The organism is Streptomyces sp. NPDC037242 (assembly GCF_055604165.1).
On the sequence record NZ_JBVJUY010000013.1, the window covers coordinates 177,089 to 193,271 of the forward strand.

The following is a 16,183-nucleotide window of genomic DNA, read 5'->3' on the forward strand; positions in this document are numbered from 1 at the left end:
CGCCATGGAAAGCAGCAGCACCGGTACGGCGGCCACCGCGGGCAGCGGCAGCGGCGGCGGCCGCCGGCAGGCCACCAGACAGAAGCTCTACGAAGCAGCCGTCACCCTCATCGCGGAGAAGGGCTTCTCCGCGACGACGGTCGAGGAGATCGCCGATCGGGCGGGCGTCGCCAAGGGCACCGTCTACTACAACTTCGCCAGCAAGAACGAGCTCTTCGAGGAACTCCTGCGGCACGGCGTCGGCCTGCTGACGGTGTCCCTGCGGACGGCGGAACAGGAGACGGCGGCGCGCGGCGGCAGCCGCGTGGAGGCGCTGGACGCGATGATCCGGGCGGGCCTCGTCTTCATCGACCGCTACCCGGCCTTCACCCAGCTCTACGTCGCCGAGCTGTGGCGGACCAACCGCACCTGGCAGTCCACGCTGATGGTGGTGCGCCAGGAGGCGGTGGCCGTCGTGGAGACGGTGCTGCGGGAGGGTGTCGAGCGCGGTGAGCTGAGCGCGGAGATCGACGTGCCGCTGACGGCGGCCGCGCTGGTGGGGATGGTGCTCGTGGCGGCCCTCGACTGGCAGTCGTTCCAGAGCGAGCGGTCCCTGGACGACGTGCACTCGGCGCTGTCACTGCTGCTGCGGGGACGGGTCAGCGGGACCCGCTGAGCGTCCCCCGATCGGCGGTGCTGCGCGGCGGCGCGGCGGCGTAGAACTGGCTGAGTATCCGTACCTAGGCGCGGAAATGAGTACGCGCGCGGATGGGCCCCCACCTGCGCGGACGCCAGACTGGGGGCAACGGACAGGAACCCGGCCCGCCCCGCCGACACGGGGCGGCGGAGCGGGCCGGTGACCTGCGCCGTACGGGGGGTGGGGGTGGAACGTCGATGCGGCGGGGCTCGGGGGGATCGAGCCTCGCCGCATCGGCGTTTTCGGGTTCCCGTCGCTCCCGCGGATGCGCGTGTCCGCGCATCCGCGTGCTCGTCCTAGGGGGTGTCTGACGCCACGGACATCCGTCAGACACCCCCTAGGCGTGTCGTCAAAGTCCCGTCTGGCCGGCGGCCCCGCCCTTCGGGCGGCCGACGCCACTTTGACGACACTCCCTAGCCGCGGTCGCGCAGCGGCAGCCGCCCCCGGACCCCGGCCCGGAGCCGCTCCAGCGCCGCCGCGCCGCGCCCGGTCAGCGCCGACGAGCGCGCGGCGGCCGCCCAGCGCAGCCGGGCCGCCGAGCGGGGCAGCAGCAGCGCGCGCAGCCGGGCGCCGCGGGAGAGGCCCGCCAGCAGGCCCGCCCGGGCCTCCAGCACGTCCGCCTCCAGCCCCTCGTACGCGACCTGCCCGCCCGGCGGGGCGTACAGCGCCCGCTCCACCGCGCCCGCGATCCGCAGCACGGCCCGCGCCGCTTCCGGCTCCAGCCCGCCCAGCTCCACGATCCGGTCCGCGGCGCCGCGCGGGGACCGCGCCCCGTCGGGGGTGATCCCGACGTCCCAGGCCGCGTCGCCCAGCTCCTGCCAGGCCGCGAGCACCTCGTGCGCCCCCAGCCTGCGGGCCCGGACCCGGCCCCGCCACAGCATCGGCAGCAGGGGCAGGGCGAGGGCGGCGAGGCCGATCGCCGTCCAGACGAGCACGGCCGTCAGCGACGGTCCGCCGCCCGAGCCGGCGTCCTGCTTGAGCGCGGGGCCGCCGCACTCGCCCAGCTTCTTCAGGGCGGGCGTGCAGTCGTCCGACTTCGACGGCGCCGGCGCCGGCGCGGCCGAACTCTGCGAAGGCGCCGCGGTCGGGGCCGTCGGCTGGGTCTGCGGGGTCTCGGAGCGGCTGTAGTCCGGGACGGTGATGCCCGAGCGGGGGGTCGGCTCGAACCGCGTCCAGCCCACTCCCTCGAAGTACAGCTCCGGCCACGCGTGCGCGTCGCGCATCGAGACGTTCACGCTGCCGTCGGACTGCTTCGCCCCGGGGGTGAACCCGACCGCCACCCGCGCCGGGATCCCGAGCGAGCGGGACATGGAGGCCATCGAGAACGCGAAGTGGATGCAGAAGCCCTCCTTGTCCGCGAGGAAGCGGGCGATGGCCTGCGAACCCGTGCCCGAGGACACCTTGGTGTCGTAGCGGAATCCGCCGTTCTCGGCGAAGTAGTCCTGGAGCCTCACCGCACGCGTGTAGTCGTCCTTGGCGCCCTGCGTGACCCGCCGGGCCGTCTCGGCGACCACCGGCGGCAGGTTGTCCGGCAGCTTCGTGAACTCGTCCTTGATCGCCGGGTTCGCGGCCGGCGCGGTCTGCAGCTGTTCGGCCGTCGGCCGCAGCAGCAGGCTCCGTACGGTGTACTGCGCCCCCTGGACGTTCTGGAACTTGTCCTTGCCCAGCTGGTCGCCGACCAGGGTGCGGCCGACCGGCTCGAACCGCCACTTCCCGCCGATGTCCACGCCCGTCGCCGGGTAGGGCATCGGCAGGTAGCGCTGGGCGTACGTCTCGGAGGACGACAGGCTCGTCCGCACCTCGACCGCGCCGGCGCGCACCTCCTCGCCGAGCCCGGGCGGGTTCGGCATCCGCGCCGGCACGTCGGTCAGGGCGCGCCCGGAGGCCTCCCACTTGACGCCGTTGAACTCGTCCAGCGCCAGGATCCGCAGGTACTGCTCGCCGAGCTGCGGGTTGTCCGTCCGGTACTTCAGCACGACCCGGTTGTCCTGCGCGTTCAGGCTGCTCTGGAGCGAGACCAGCGGGTTGACCGCCTGGATCTGCCCGCCCGCGCCGCTGCCCGAGCCGTCGCCTTCGCCCGGTGTGCCGAGCAGGCCGCTGCCGAGCGCGGGCAGCACCGCGGGCACCGCCAGGGCCAGGCCCAGCGCGACCGCGCCGAGCCGTCGGCCGGTACGCACGGGGGAGACGGCCTGACCGCCGCCGCCCGAGCCGCTCCCGTACCCGGAGGCCGCCGACACCCGCCCGCTCGGGGCCGCGCCGAACACCCGGCCCCACTGGGCCAGCCGGTCGCGGCCCTCGGCCAGCAGCAGCAACAGGTAGCCGCAGCCCGCCAGCAGGAACGTGAACCAGGAGGACTCCCCGCCGCCCGACAGCCCCGCGGCCACCGAGTACAGCGCGAGCAGCGGCAGCCCGGCCGCCGCGGCGGTCCGCACGGTGACCGCCAGCATGTCCACCAGCAGCCCGACCAGCAGCACCCCGCACATCAGCAGCAGCCGGATGCCGTCGGTGAGCGGCGCGGGGATCGCGAACTCGCCCACGTCCATGACGCCCCGCCGGAACAGCGCGCCGAAGTCCGTCACCAGGTAGGCCAGCGGCCCGTCCCCGGTGGACTCGCCCTTGCCCGCGAACAGGAACGCGAGCAGCAGCAGCGACACCAGTGCCTGCGAGGCCACGGTCAGCGCCCCGGACACCGGCACCCGCCGCGTCCCGGCGCCCACCGCGCTCTGCACGCAGAGCAGCAGCGCCGCCTGGAGCAGCCAGCCCGCCGAGTCCACCAGCCCGACCAGCGACCAGGAGGTGAGCAGCGTCGCCAGTACCGCGAACAGCGTCAGTCTCGCCCGCCCGCTCATCCCCAACCCCCCGCAGTGCCGGCGGCGAGCGGGGCGTTCCCGGCCTGCCGCCACAGTTCCCCGAAGGCCGCCCCCGGCGGGACGGCCAGTGCCGTCCAGCCCGCGTCGCGCAGCCGGGCCAGCGGCTGTGCGCCGCCCGGGGGACGGCCGGTCCAGGCCGCGGAGTCCAGTAGGAACGCCACCGCGCCCCCGCTGCGCTGGCGCATCCTGGCCGCCAGCTCGGTCTGTGCGTCGTCCAGGTCCCCGAGGAAGGCGATGAGGAGCCCGTCGCCGCCCGCTCCGCCGAAGCCGCCGCCGCCCCCGCCCCCGCCGCCGCGCACCGCGTCGTACGCCCGCGAGAGCCCGGCGCCGTCGGAGTGCCCGACCACCGCGAGGGTGTCCATCAGCAGCCCGGCCGCCTCCGCGGACTCCTGGCCGCCGGAGGAGAACCCGCCGCCCTCGCCGGGCACGCAGGTCCCGGTGTCGGTCAGCAGCCGTACGGCGAACCCCTGCTCCAGCAGGTGCACCAGGGTGGAGGCGGCCGCCGAGACGGCCCACTCGAAGGCGCAGTCGGGCCCGGCGCCCTCGTAGCCGAGGCGCCGGGTGTCCAGCAGGACGGTGGCCTTGCTGCGCTGCGGCTGCTCCTCGCGGCGCACCATCAGCTCGCCGTAGCGGGCGGTGGAGCGCCAGTGCACGCGGCGCAGGTCGTCCCCGCGCCGGTAGCCGCGCGGGATCACGTCGTCGTCGCCGGCCAGGGCCAGCGAGCGCCGGCTGCCGTCGCCGTAGCCGGAGGACTCACCGGTCAGCCGGACCGGGGCCAGGGCCTCGGTGCGCGGGACGACGGTGAGGGTGTCGTACGTGCTGAAGGAGCGGGTCAGCTCGACGAGCCCGAACGGGTCGGTGAGGCGCAGCTGGAGCGGGCCCAGCGGGTAGCGGCCGCGCAGGTCGGAGCGGACCCGGTAGGACACCTCGCGCCGTCCGCCGGGCTCGACCCGGTCCAGGACGAAGCGGGGCCGGGGCCCGAGTACGTAGGGCACGCGGTCCTGGAGCATCAGCAGCCCGGTGGGCATGCGGGAGACGTTGTCCATGCGCAGCTGTACGCGCGCCTCGGCTCCGGCGGGCACCCGCGCCGGGGTCAGCCGGCGGTTGCCGGTGACCCGGTGGCGGGTGCGGTGCAGGGCGTACACGCAGATCAGCGGCAGTGCGGCGAGCAGCAGACCGACCCGGAGCAGTTCGCCTTGGCCGAGCATGTACGCGCACACGGCGGCGGCGGCCCCGGCGGCCAGGAAGGACCGGCCGCGGGTGGTCAGTCCGGACAGCGACGCGCGCAGTCCGCCGAACCCGCCGCCGCCCTGGCCGCCGGCGCCGCGGGGGGCACCGGCGCTCATCAGAAGCTCCGGATGCCCGCGGCGGGCGGGGTCTCGCCGCCGCGCGGGTGCGCGGCGGGGACGGGGGTGCGCTGGAGGATGTCGGCGACGACCTGCTCGGCGGTGCGCCGGCCCAGCTGCGCCTGCGCGGTGGGCAGCAGGCGGTGCGCGAGGACGGGGCCGGCGAGCGCCTGGACGTCGTCGGGCAGGACGTAGTCCCGGCCGGACAGGGCGGCGGAGGCCTTCACCGCGCGCAGCAGGTGCAGGGTGGCGCGGGGCGAGGCGCCCAGGCGCAGGTCCGGGTGGCTGCGGGTGGCGGAGACCAGGTCGACGACGTAGCGCCGGACGGGCTCGGCGACGTACACCTCGCGCACGGCGTCGATGAGCTTGACGATGTCGTGGGCGTGCGCGACGGCCGTGAGGTCGTCGAGCGGGGAGGCCCCGCCGTGCACGTCGAGCATCTGGAGCTCGGCCTCGGGGCTGGGGTAGCCGACGGAGACGCGGGCCATGAAGCGGTCGCGCTGGGCCTCGGGGAGCGGGTAGGTGCCCTCCATCTCCACCGGGTTCTGGGTGGCGACCACCATGAAGGGGCTGGGCAGGGCGTAGGTGGTGCCGTCTATCGTGACCTGGCGCTCCTCCATCGACTCCAGCAGCGCGGACTGGGTCTTGGGGGAGGCGCGGTTGATCTCGTCGCCGATGACGATCTGCGCGAAGATCGCGCCGGGCTTGAACTCGAACTCGCGGCGCTGCTGGTCGTAGATGCTGACGCCGGTGATGTCGGAGGGCAGCAGGTCCGGAGTGAACTGGATGCGCTGGACCGAGCAGTCGATGGACTTGGCCAGCGTCTTGGCGAGCATCGTCTTGCCGACGCCCGGGACGTCCTCGATCAGCAGGTGTCCCTCGGCGAGGAGCACGGTGAGCGCGAGGCGGACGACCTCGGGCTTGCCCTCGATCACGCTCTCGACCGAGTGGCGCACCCGCTCCGCCGTGCTGGTCAGATCCGCGAGGCTCGCTCGGTCGTCATACGTGGTCACCTGGTTCTCCTCGGCCCTTTCTCAGGGCCGACGCCCTTGGCGCATCACCGGCCCACCCCAAATACGGACACCGGCCCGGAGGGTATCCGGGTGACGTCTCCCCGCATTCTTGACGGCGTTACGGCCCGGTGTCACTCACGAGGTGGGATCGATCTCCCTGAGCAGCCCGGTGTGCACGTCGAAGACGAAGCCTCGCACATCGTCCTTGTGGGGGAGGAACGGGTTCGTCCGGACCCGCTGCATGGACTGGCGGACGTCCTGGTCGACGTCGCGGAAGGCCTCCACGGCCCAGGCGGGGCGCTGGCCGACCTCGTCCTCCAGCTCGTGCCGGAAGTCCTCGGTCAGGCTTTCGAGACCGCAGCCGGTGTGGTGGATGAGTATCACCGTGCGGGTGCCGAGGGCGCGCTGGCTGATGGTGAGCGAGCGGATGGTGTCGTCGGTGACCACCCCGCCCGCGTTGCGGATGGTGTGGCAGTCGCCGAGTTCCAGGCCGAGGGCGGCGTGCAGGTCGAGGCGGGCGTCCATACAGGCCACCACGGCCACGTGGAGGACGGGGCGGGCGTCCATGCCGGGGTCGGTGAAGTTCGCGGCGTACGTGTGGTTCGCCTCGACCAGGCGGTCGGTGACGGAGCGGACGCGCGTGGCCTGGGGGGCGGAGTCCGAGGGCACAGGTGCGGAAGTCGTCATGGTTATGACGTTAGTGGTCACAGCTCGCATGAGCAGCGAGTGAGGGTGGACAAAGAACGTCAACGAACCATGTTGTGAGCTAACCCACAGGGGTGAGGCGGGGGCGGCCGTCCGGGTGATTCGCACCATTTGCCGGTTCACCGGGAGCGGGGCGCACGGCGCGCGGGGCGGTTCGTTGACCGCGGCGACCGTTGCACTAAAGTGACGCGAACCGGCCGGAGCCCGGCCCCGTCGGGCCGCCCGGACCCCGGAAAAACTGGAAAATACCGCGTGCGCGGCGCGTACGTACGGCTGAGTACGGGTGCCGCGCCGTTATCTGAGAGGGCGCTTTGACTAGCGAGTCCCGACATGTCCCGGTGATGCTCCAGCGGTGCCTGGACCTGTTGGCCCCGGCACTGGAGAGGCCCGGGGCGGTCGTCGTCGACTGCACCCTCGGCCTCGGCGGCCACAGCGAGGCCCTGCTGACCCGGTTCCCGGAGGCGCACCTGATCGGCCTCGACCGCGACAAGGAGGCCCTGCGGCTCTCCGGCGAGCGCCTCGCACCCTTCGGGGAGCGGGCCACCCTCGTCCACGCGATCTACGCCGACCTGGCGGAAGTACTGGACAGTCTGCGCATCCCCGCCGTGCAGGGCATCCTCTTCGACCTCGGGGTCTCCTCCATGCAGCTGGACGAGGCCGACCGCGGGTTCGCGTACGCGCAGGACGCACCGCTGGACATGCGGATGGACCAGACGACGGGCATCAGCGCCGCGGAGGTCCTCAACACCTACGCCCCGGGCGAGCTCGTCCGGATCCTGCGCCAGTACGGCGAGGAGAAGCAGGCCAAGCGGATCGTGTCGGCGGTCGTCCGCGAGCGCGAGAAGGAGCCCTTCTCCAACAGCGCGCGCCTGGTCGAGCTGATCCGCGACGCCCTGCCGCAGGCGGCGAAGCGCACCGGCGGCAATCCGGCCAAGCGGACCTTCCAGGCACTGCGGATCGAGGTCAACGGCGAGCTGTCGGGCCTGGAGCGGGCCATTCCGGCGGCCGTGGACCGGATCGCGGTCGGCGGCCGGATCGCCGTGCTCTCGTACCACTCGCTGGAGGACCGGCTGGTCAAGCAGGTCTTCGCGGCGGGCGCGGCCTCGACGGCCCCGCCGGGACTGCCGGTGGTGCCCGAGAAGTACCAGCCGAAGCTGAAGCTGCTGACGCGCGGTGCGGAGCTGCCGACGGAGGAGGAGATCGCGGAGAACCGGCGGGCGGCGCCGGCCCGCTTCCGCGGGGTCGAGCGCATCCGGGAGGCGCGGCTGTGAACAAACGCGGGGGACGGCTCGGGCGGGCCCTGGCGGGCAGCCCGGCCGGGCAGGCGGCGCGCACGCCGTTCGTCCTGCTGGTGGTGGCGCTGCTCGCCGGCGGGCTGATCAGCCTGCTGCTGCTGAACTCGGCGCTGAACGAGGGCTCCTTCCAGCTGAGCAAGCTGAAGAAGGAGACCACCGCCCTGACGGACGAGGAACAGGCCCTGCAGCGGGACGTCGACGGCCACTCGGCCCCCGACGCGCTCCAGCGCCGGGCGCACGAGCTGGGCCTGGTGCCCGGTGGCAGCCCCGTCTTCATCGGCCCCGACGGCAAGGTCACGGGTACGGCCTCCCCCGCGGCCGAGCCGCCGCCGCCGTCCCCGCCGGCCTCCCCGAGCGGGCCCCCGCCGAACACCCCGGTCTCGGTCCCGGTCTCCCCGTCGCCGCCTGCGGCCCCGACGGCCACCCCGAACCCCTCGGGCTCCGCGGCCCCGGCCGCCGGCGCCCAGCAGCCCAACCAGACTCCAGGCAGGTGACGAAGTGCTGAACGGGACACCAGCCCCGCCAGGGGGTTCCTCCGGGCACCACCGCGGAGCACCGGCGTGAGCCCCCAGGAGCCGCCGCGCCGGCGGGTACCCGGCCCCGGCAGACCCCGGCCCGGCGGCGAGCGCGCGCGGGCCACCGCGCGGCCGGCCGCCAGGCCCACGAGCCGCCCCGCCACGCGCCCGGCCACCCGCCGCCCCGCCGCGTCCCGCACGGCGCACACCATCCGGCTGGGCAAGCCCAAGCCCCGGCTGCGCCTGGTCAGCGTCGGACTGACCCTGGTCATGCTGGCCTTCGTCGTACGGCTCCTGCAGGTGCAGGCCGTCGACGCCTCCGCATACTCCGCCAAGGCCTCCGAGAACCGTTTCGCCAGCTACACCCTGGCCGCAGAACGCGGGGAGATCACCGACCGCAAGGGCGTCGCCCTGGCCACCAGCGTGGACGCGTACGACATCACGGCCGACCCCAAGATGTTCACGCCACAGGACAGCAAGGCCCCGGACGCCCCCGAGCAGGCCGCGGCCCTCCTCGCACCCATCCTCGGCAAGGACGCCAAGGAACTCGCCGAGCGCCTGAAGACCAAGAACACCCGCTACGTCGTCCTGGCCCGCCGCCAGACCCCCCAGGTCTGGAACCAGATCAAGGACCTCAAGCGGGTCTTCGCCGACAAGGCCGAGGCCGACCGGAAGAACAACGGCCCCGGCGCCAACGTCCTGTCCGGCGTGTTCAACGAGAACAGCAGCAAGCGCGTGTACCCGGGCGGGGACCTGGCCGCCGGGATACTGGGCTACGTGAACGCCGAGGGCAAGGGCGGCGGCGGCCTGGAGTCCTCCCTCGACAAGAAGCTGGCCGGCAAGGACGGCGAGCTCACCTACGCCCAGTCCGGCGGCCGCCGCGTGCCCACCGCGGGCTCCAGCGAGAAGCCCGCCGTACCCGGCGAGGACATCGAGCTGACCATCGACCGCGACATCCAGTGGGCCGCGCAGAGCGCCATCACCGAGCAGGTCGCCAAGTCGGAGGCCGACCGCGGCTACGTCGTCGTCCAGGACACCCGCACCGGCGAGGTCCTCGCCATGGCCAACGCCCCCGGCTTCGACCCCAACGACCTGACGAAGGCCAGCTCCGCCGCCATGGGCAACGCGGCCCTCCAGGACGTGTACGAGCCCGGCTCCACCGCCAAGGTGATGTCGATGGCCGCCGTACTGGAGGAGAAGAAGGCCACCCCCGAGACGCACGTCGAGGTCCCCAACCGGCTGCACCGCGGCGACCGCCTGTTCAAGGACGACGTCGACCACCCGACCTGGTACCTGACCCTCAACGGGGTCCTCGCCAAGTCCTCCAACATCGGCACCATCCTGGCCACCGGCCAGCTCGGCCCCACCCAGTCCGAGGCCAACAAGGTCCTGCACTCCTACCTGACCAAGTTCGGCATCGGCCGGCCCACCGGCCTGAACTACCCCGGCGAGTCCCGCGGCATCCTCGCCAAGCCCGAGGACTGGTCCACCTCCCAGCAGTACACGATCCCTTTCGGCCAGGGACTGTCCCTCAACGCCATGCAGGCGGCCTCCGTGTACTCCACCATCGCCAACGGCGGGGTCCGGATCGACCCGACCCTGGTACGCGGCACCAAGGGCCCCGACGGACGCTTCACCCCCGCCCCGGCCCCCGCGCAGACCCGCGTGGTCAGCCCGGACACCGCCAAGACCCTCGCGCAGATGCTCGAATCGGTGGTCGACGACCAGGACGGCACCGGCACCAGGGCCCGCATCCCCGGCTACCGGGTCGGCGGCAAGACCGGCACCTCCAACCGGGTGGATCCGGCCACCGGCCGCTACAAGGGCTACACCGCCTCCTTCGCAGGCTTCGCGCCCGCCGACAACCCCCGCATCACCGTCTACTGCGCCATCCAGAACCCCACGAAGGGCAGCTACTTCGGCGGCCAGATCTGCGGGCCCATCTACAAGAAGGTCATGGAGTTCGCCCTCAAGAGCCTCCAGGTCGCCCCCACCGGAACCGCCCCCGCCGGACTCCCGGTCACCTACGAGCAAGGGGCCCCGGCCGCCACCCAGCCCAAACCGCAGCCCTGACCGTGACCGCCCGCCCGCCGGCCCGCCACAAGAGCGTGAGGCACCACCAGTGACAACGATCACCCCGAAACCCGGGAACCACCCGGTCCCCGGCACCGAGGCCGGGCCCTCGCTTCGCGACCGGCCCGCCGCGCCCGGTACGCTCACCGCCGTGTCCCACGCTGATCAGCCCAGAACCGCCCAGAACGCCGCCCCGGCAGCGCCGCCGGGAGCGCCCAGGCCCGAGTCCGTCCGCCCGATCCCCCTGGGCGAGCTGGCCACCGCGCTGGGCATCGGAGCCCCCGTCGCGGCGGAGCCGCAGATCACCGGCATCACGCACGACTCCCGTGCCGTGCGCCCCGGCGACCTGTACGCGGCCCTGCCGGGTGCCCGGATGCACGGCGCGGACTTCGCCACGCAGGCGGCCGCCCTCGGCGCCGCAGCCGTGCTGACCGACCCGGCCGGAGCCGACCGCGCCGCCGCGACCGGGCTGCCGGTCCTCTCGGTGGCCGACCCGCGCGGCCGGATGGGCGAACTGGCGGCCACGATCTACGGCCGCCCGGGTGAGGGCCTCCTCCAGATCGGCATCACCGGCACCTCCGGCAAGACCACCACCGCCTACCTGGTCGAGGGCGGACTGCGCGGCGCCGGACGCCGGACCGGACTCATCGGCACCGTCGAGATGCGCATCGCGGACGAGCGCATCAAGTCCGAGCGCACCACCCCCGAGGCCACCGACCTCCAGGCCCTCTTCGCCGTCATGCGCGAACGCGGGGTCGAGGCCGTCGCCATGGAGGTCTCCAGCCACGCCCTGGTGCTGGGCCGGGTCGACGGCTGCGTCTTCGACGTCGCCGTCTTCAACAACCTGAGCCCGGAGCACATGGAGTTCCACTCCGACATGGAGGACTACTTCCAGGCCAAGGCGCAGCTCTTCACCGGGCGCCGCGCCCGCGTCGGCGTGGTCAACATCGACGACGAGTACGGCCGCCGCCTCGCCAAGGAGTCGGCGATCCCGGTGGTCACCTTCTCCGCCGCCGGCGACCCGGCCGCCGACTGGCGCGCCGAGGACGTGGTCAGCGGCCACATGGACTCCACCCTGACGCTGGCCGGGCCCGACGGACAGCGCGTACGGGCCACGGCCCCGCTGCCCGGCCCGTTCAACGTCGCCAACACCGTCGCCGCGATCGTCACCCTCGCCGCCGCCGGCCTCGACCCGCAGACCGCCGCCGACGGCGTCGCGGCGGTCCCCGGGGTCCCGGGCCGGCTGGAGCGGGTGGACGCGGGCCAGCCGTACCTGGCGGTCGTCGACTACGCGCACAAGACGGATGCCGTCGAATCGGTCCTGCGCGCGCTGCGCGAGGTCACCACCGGCAGGCTGCACATCGTCCTGGGCTGCGGCGGAGACCGCGACACCACCAAGCGCGCCCCCATGGGCGCGGCGGCCGCCCGGTTCGCCGACACCGCCGTCCTGACCTCCGACAACCCGCGCTCAGAGGACCCCCTCGCGATCCTCGCCGCGATGTTCGAAGGTGCCGTGTCCGTGCCGCCGGCCGAACGGGGCACCGTCCTCGTCGACGCCGACCGGGCCGCGGCCATCGCCGCCGCCGTCGCGCGCGCCGAGCCGGGCGACACCGTGCTCGTCGCCGGCAAGGGCCACGAGCAGGGCCAGGACACCGCGGGCGTCGTACGGCCCTTCGACGACCGCGCGGTGCTCCGCACCGCGATCGAGACAGTGCAGCACAGCCATGGACAGGCCGAGGTGAACCAGTGATCGCCCTTTCCCTCGCCGAGATCGCCGACATCACCGGCGGGCGGCCCCACGACATACCGGATCCGTCCGTCCGCATCACCGGGCCCGTCGTCATCGACTCCCGCCAGGTGGAGGCCGGCAGCCTGTTCGCCGCCTTCGCGGGCGAACACGTCGACGGCCACGACTACGCCGCTCGCGCGGTCGGCGCCGGAGCCGCGGCCGTGCTCTCGGCCCGGCCCGTCGGCGTGCCCGCCATCGTCGTCCCCGACGTCGAGAAGGCGCTCGGCGCCCTCGCCCGGGCCGTCGTCGAGCGCCTGGGCACCGATGTGGTGGCTCTGACCGGCTCCGCCGGGAAGACCTCCACCAAGGACCTCATCGCCCAGGTGCTCCAGGCCCACGCGCCCACCGTGTGGACGCCCGGCTCCCTCAACAACGAGATCGGCCTGCCGCTCACGGCCCTGAGGGCCACCGAGGAAACCCGGCACCTGGTGCTGGAGATGGGCGCCCGCGGGATCGGCCACATCGACTACCTCACCGGCCTGACCCCGCCTCGGATCGGCCTCGTCCTGAACGTCGGGACCGCCCACATCGGCGAGTTCGGCGGCCGCGAGCAGATCGCGCAGGCCAAGGGCGAGCTGGTGGAGGCCCTGCCGGCCGAGGCCGACGGCGGAATCGCCGTACTGAACGCCGACGACCCCCTGGTGCGCGCGATGACCGCCCGCACGAAGGCCCGTACGGTCCTGTTCGGGGAGGCCGAGGACGCCGAAGTCCGGGCCACCGAGGTACGGATGACGGCCGCGGGACAGCCCTCCTTCACACTCCGCACACCGACCGGGTGCAGTGATGTGACCTTGCGGCTGTACGGTGAGCACCACGTGTCGAACGCGCTCGCCGCGGCCGCCGTCGCCCATGTACTGGGCATGTCCGTCGACGAGATCGCCACCGCGCTCTCCGAGGCGGGCACGTTGTCCCGGTGGCGGATGGAGGTCACCGAGCGGGCGGACGGCGTCACGATCGTCAACGACGCCTACAACGCGAACCCCGAGTCCATGCGGGCCGCTCTGCGCGCACTTGCCGCGATGGGCGGCGCCGCCAGGGCGAACGGGGGACGCACGTGGGCGGTGCTCGGCCCGATGGCCGAGCTCGGTGACGCATCGCTGGCGGAGCACGACGCCGTGGGACGGCTTGCCGTCCGGCTCAACGTGAGCAAGCTCGTCGCAGTCGGGGGCAGGGAAGCGTCCTGGCTGCAACTGGGCGCATATAACGAGGGTTCGTGGGGTGAGGAGTCGGTGCTCGTGTCCGACGCGCAGGCGGCGGTCGACCTGTTGCGCAGTGAACTGCGCCCGGGTGACGTCGTGCTGGTGAAGGCTTCCAGGTCGATCGGCCTGGAGCGGGTCGCGCTGGCGTTGCTGGAGCGCGAGGGCGAGGTCGCCGGCCGATGAGGCAGATCCTGTTCGCGGGAGTCATCGGACTCTTCCTCACGCTCATCGGCACCCCGCTGCTGATCAAGGGCCTGGCCCGCAAGGGCTACGGCCAGTTCATCCGCGACGACGGCCCCCGCGGCCACGCCGGGAAGAAGGGCACGCCCACCATGGGCGGTATCTCCTTCATCCTGGCGACGCTCGTCGCTTACGCCCTGACGAAGGTCATCACGTCCAGCGAGCCGACCTTCTCGGGCCTGCTCGTCCTGTTCCTGATGGCGGGCATGGGCCTGGTCGGCTTCCTCGACGACTACATCAAGATCGTCAAGCAGCGCTCGCTGGGCCTGCGGGCCAAGGCGAAGATGGCCGGCCAGCTGATCGTCGGCATCGCCTTCGCGGTGCTCGCGCTCCAGTTCTCGGACTCGCGCGGGCTGACCCCGGCCTCCGACAGGCTGTCGTTCGTCGCGGACTTCGGCTGGTCGATCGGCCCGGTGCTGTTCGTGGTCTGGGCGCTGTTCATGATCCTGGCCATGTCCAACGGCGTGAACCTGACCGACGGTCTGGACGGCCTGGCCACCGGCGCCGCCGTGATGGTCTTCGGCGCCTACACCTTCATCGGCGTCTGGCAGTACCAGGAGTCCTGCGTCAACGCGCAGACCCTGACCAATCCGGGTGCCTGCTTCGAGGTGCGCGACCCGCTGGACCTCGCGGTCGTAGCCTCCGCCCTGATGGGCGCCTGCTTCGGCTTCCTGTGGTGGAACACCTCGCCCGCCAAGATCTTCATGGGTGACACCGGCTCGCTGGCCCTCGGCGGCGCGCTCGCCGGTCTGGCGATCTGCTCCCGCACGGAGTTCCTGATGGCGCTCCTCGGCGGCCTGTTCGTCCTCATCACCCTGTCGGTCGTCATCCAGGTCGGCTCCTTCAAGCTGACCGGGAAGCGCGTCTTCCGGATGGCGCCGCTCCAGCACCACTTCGAACTCAAGGGCTGGTCCGAAGTCCTTGTCGTGGTCCGCTTCTGGATCATCCAGGGCATGTGCGTCATCGTGGGTCTCGGTCTCTTCTACGCGGGATGGGCAGCCGAAAAGTGACCTCCTGGCAGGGCAGCAACATCACCGTCGCCGGTCTCGGCGTGAGCGGCATCAGTGCCGCCCGCGCCCTGGCCGGCCTCGGCGCGCGGGTCACCGTCGTCGACAACGGCGACGGCGACGCGCACCGCGCACGGGCCGCCGAACTCGCCGAGCAGGGCATCGAGGTCCGCCTCGGACGCCTGGACGACGGCACCCCGGCGGGCGAGTCGCTGCCCGAGGGCACCGACCTCGTGGTTACCTCGCCCGGATGGAAGCCCGACAGCCCGCTGTTCGCGGCCGCCGCCGCGGCGGGTGTGGACGTCGTGGGCGACGTGGAGATCGCCTGGCGGCTGCGGGGCCCCGACGCGGCGCCCTGGCTCGCCATCACCGGGACCAACGGCAAGACCACCACGACCCAGATGCTCGCCTCGATCCTCAAGGCCGCAGGCCTGCGGACCGCGGCCGTCGGGAACATCGGCACGCCGATCATCGACGTGGTGACCGGCGAGGAGACGTACGACGTGCTCGCCGTCGAGCTCTCCAGCTACCAGCTGCACTGGGCGCCCTCCGTACGGGCCCACTCCGCGGTCGTCCTCAACCTGGCCCCGGACCACCTCGACTGGCACGGCTCCATGGAGGCGTACGGCGCCGACAAGGGCCGGATCTACGAGGGCAACACGGTCGCCTGCGTCTACAACGCGGCGGACAAGGCCACCGAGGACCTGGTCGTGGAGGCCGACGTCGAAGAGGGCTGCCGGGCCATCGGCTTCACCCTCGGCGCCCCCGGCCCGTCCATGCTCGGCGTGGTCGACGGCATCCTCGTCGACCGGGCCTTCGTGGAGGACCGGCACAAGAACGCCCAGGAGCTCGCGCAGGTCGAGGACGTCAACCCGCCCGCCCCGCACAACATCGCCAACGCGCTCGCCGCGGCGGCACTGGCCCGCGCCTTCGGCGTCGAGCCGCGCGCGGTCCGCGACGGGCTGCGCGACTTCCGCCCGGACGCGCACCGGGTCGCGTACGTGGCCGAGGTCGCCTCGGTCACGTACATCGACGACTCCAAGGCCACCAACACGCACGCCGCGGAGGCCTCCCTGGCGGCCTTCGAACCGGTCGTCTGGATCGCCGGCGGCCTCGCCAAGGGCGCGACCTTCGACGAACTCGTCCAGAAGTCCGCGAAGCGGCTGCGCGGCGCGGTGCTGATCGGTGCCGACCGGGCGCTGATCGCCGAGGCGCTGGCGCGACACGCCCCGCAGGTCCCGGTCGTGGACCTCGCACGGACCGACACTGGGGCGATGCTCGCAGCGGTCCGGGAAGCGGCCCGGCTCGCCGAGCCCGGCGACACGGTCCTGCTGGCACCTGCCTGTGCCTCGATGGACATGTTCGCGAACTACAACAAGCGCGGGGACGCATTCGCCGACGCGGTGCGCGAACTGGCTGCCGAGAGCGCCTAGGTCGGTCGATCCCAGGGCGGAT

At 73.1% G+C, this 16,183-nt stretch carries 12 protein-coding genes; 8 read left to right on the forward strand and 4 right to left on the reverse strand.

Annotated elements, in window-relative coordinates:
• Positions 1 to 4 precede the first annotated feature (4 nt).
• The gene (locus ACZ7GJ_RS18045; RefSeq protein WP_470752759.1) at positions 5 to 655 is read left to right on the forward strand and encodes a TetR/AcrR family transcriptional regulator; all 651 of its coding nucleotides are present in this window, start codon (positions 5 to 7) and stop codon (positions 653 to 655) included.
• Between the two features lie 434 nt (positions 656 to 1,089).
• Here the strand turns inward: ACZ7GJ_RS18045 and ACZ7GJ_RS18050 are convergent, their stop codons facing one another.
• The 4 genes from ACZ7GJ_RS18050 to ACZ7GJ_RS18065 form a co-directional block, all read right to left on the reverse strand.
• A complete protein-coding gene (locus ACZ7GJ_RS18050; RefSeq protein ID WP_470752763.1) occupies positions 1,090 to 3,525 on the reverse strand; it encodes a transglutaminase TgpA family protein in 2,436 nt (811 codons plus the stop codon).
• Positions 3,522 to 4,892, reverse strand: a complete 1,371-nt coding sequence (locus ACZ7GJ_RS18055; RefSeq protein WP_470752764.1) for a DUF58 domain-containing protein — start codon at positions 4,890 to 4,892, stop codon at positions 3,522 to 3,524. The genes ACZ7GJ_RS18050 and ACZ7GJ_RS18055 overlap by 4 nt, the downstream gene beginning before the upstream one ends.
• The gene (locus ACZ7GJ_RS18060) at positions 4,892 to 5,905 is read right to left on the reverse strand and encodes an AAA family ATPase (RefSeq protein WP_470752766.1); all 1,014 of its coding nucleotides are present in this window, start codon (positions 5,903 to 5,905) and stop codon (positions 4,892 to 4,894) included. The genes ACZ7GJ_RS18055 and ACZ7GJ_RS18060 overlap by 1 nt, the downstream gene beginning before the upstream one ends.
• Before the next feature lie 135 nt (positions 5,906 to 6,040).
• Complete coding sequence (locus ACZ7GJ_RS18065) at positions 6,041 to 6,592, reverse strand: beta-class carbonic anhydrase (RefSeq protein ID WP_470752767.1); 552 nt, start codon at positions 6,590 to 6,592, stop codon at positions 6,041 to 6,043.
• 329 nt (positions 6,593 to 6,921) lie between these two features.
• On the opposite strand from ACZ7GJ_RS18065, the gene rsmH reads away from it, so the two are divergent.
• From rsmH to murD, 7 genes are all read left to right on the forward strand, one after another.
• A complete protein-coding gene (gene rsmH, locus ACZ7GJ_RS18070; protein ID WP_470752769.1) occupies positions 6,922 to 7,881 on the forward strand; it encodes a 16S rRNA (cytosine(1402)-N(4))-methyltransferase RsmH in 960 nt (319 codons plus the stop codon).
• The gene (ftsL, locus tag ACZ7GJ_RS18075; RefSeq protein WP_470752770.1) at positions 7,878 to 8,399 is read left to right on the forward strand and encodes a cell division protein FtsL; all 522 of its coding nucleotides are present in this window, start codon (positions 7,878 to 7,880) and stop codon (positions 8,397 to 8,399) included. The genes rsmH and ftsL overlap by 4 nt, the downstream gene beginning before the upstream one ends.
• Before the next feature lie 66 nt (positions 8,400 to 8,465).
• Positions 8,466 to 10,493, forward strand: coding sequence for a peptidoglycan D,D-transpeptidase FtsI family protein (locus ACZ7GJ_RS18080; RefSeq protein WP_470752772.1), 2,028 nt, complete (start codon positions 8,466 to 8,468; stop codon positions 10,491 to 10,493).
• Positions 10,494 to 10,542: 49 nt separating this feature from the next.
• Positions 10,543 to 12,243, forward strand: coding sequence for a UDP-N-acetylmuramoyl-L-alanyl-D-glutamate--2,6-diaminopimelate ligase (locus ACZ7GJ_RS18085; RefSeq protein WP_470752774.1), 1,701 nt, complete (start codon positions 10,543 to 10,545; stop codon positions 12,241 to 12,243).
• The gene (locus tag ACZ7GJ_RS18090; RefSeq protein WP_470752776.1) at positions 12,240 to 13,664 is read left to right on the forward strand and encodes a UDP-N-acetylmuramoyl-tripeptide--D-alanyl-D-alanine ligase; all 1,425 of its coding nucleotides are present in this window, start codon (positions 12,240 to 12,242) and stop codon (positions 13,662 to 13,664) included. The genes ACZ7GJ_RS18085 and ACZ7GJ_RS18090 overlap by 4 nt, the downstream gene beginning before the upstream one ends.
• Positions 13,661 to 14,731, forward strand: a complete 1,071-nt coding sequence (gene mraY / locus ACZ7GJ_RS18095; RefSeq protein ID WP_470752778.1) for a phospho-N-acetylmuramoyl-pentapeptide-transferase — start codon at positions 13,661 to 13,663, stop codon at positions 14,729 to 14,731. Before ACZ7GJ_RS18090 ends, mraY begins: the two co-directional genes overlap by 4 nt.
• Positions 14,713 to 16,161, forward strand: coding sequence for a UDP-N-acetylmuramoyl-L-alanine--D-glutamate ligase (gene murD, locus ACZ7GJ_RS18100; protein WP_470752779.1), 1,449 nt, complete (start codon positions 14,713 to 14,715; stop codon positions 16,159 to 16,161). The genes mraY and murD overlap by 19 nt, the downstream gene beginning before the upstream one ends.
• Positions 16,162 to 16,183: the final 22 nt, after the last annotated feature.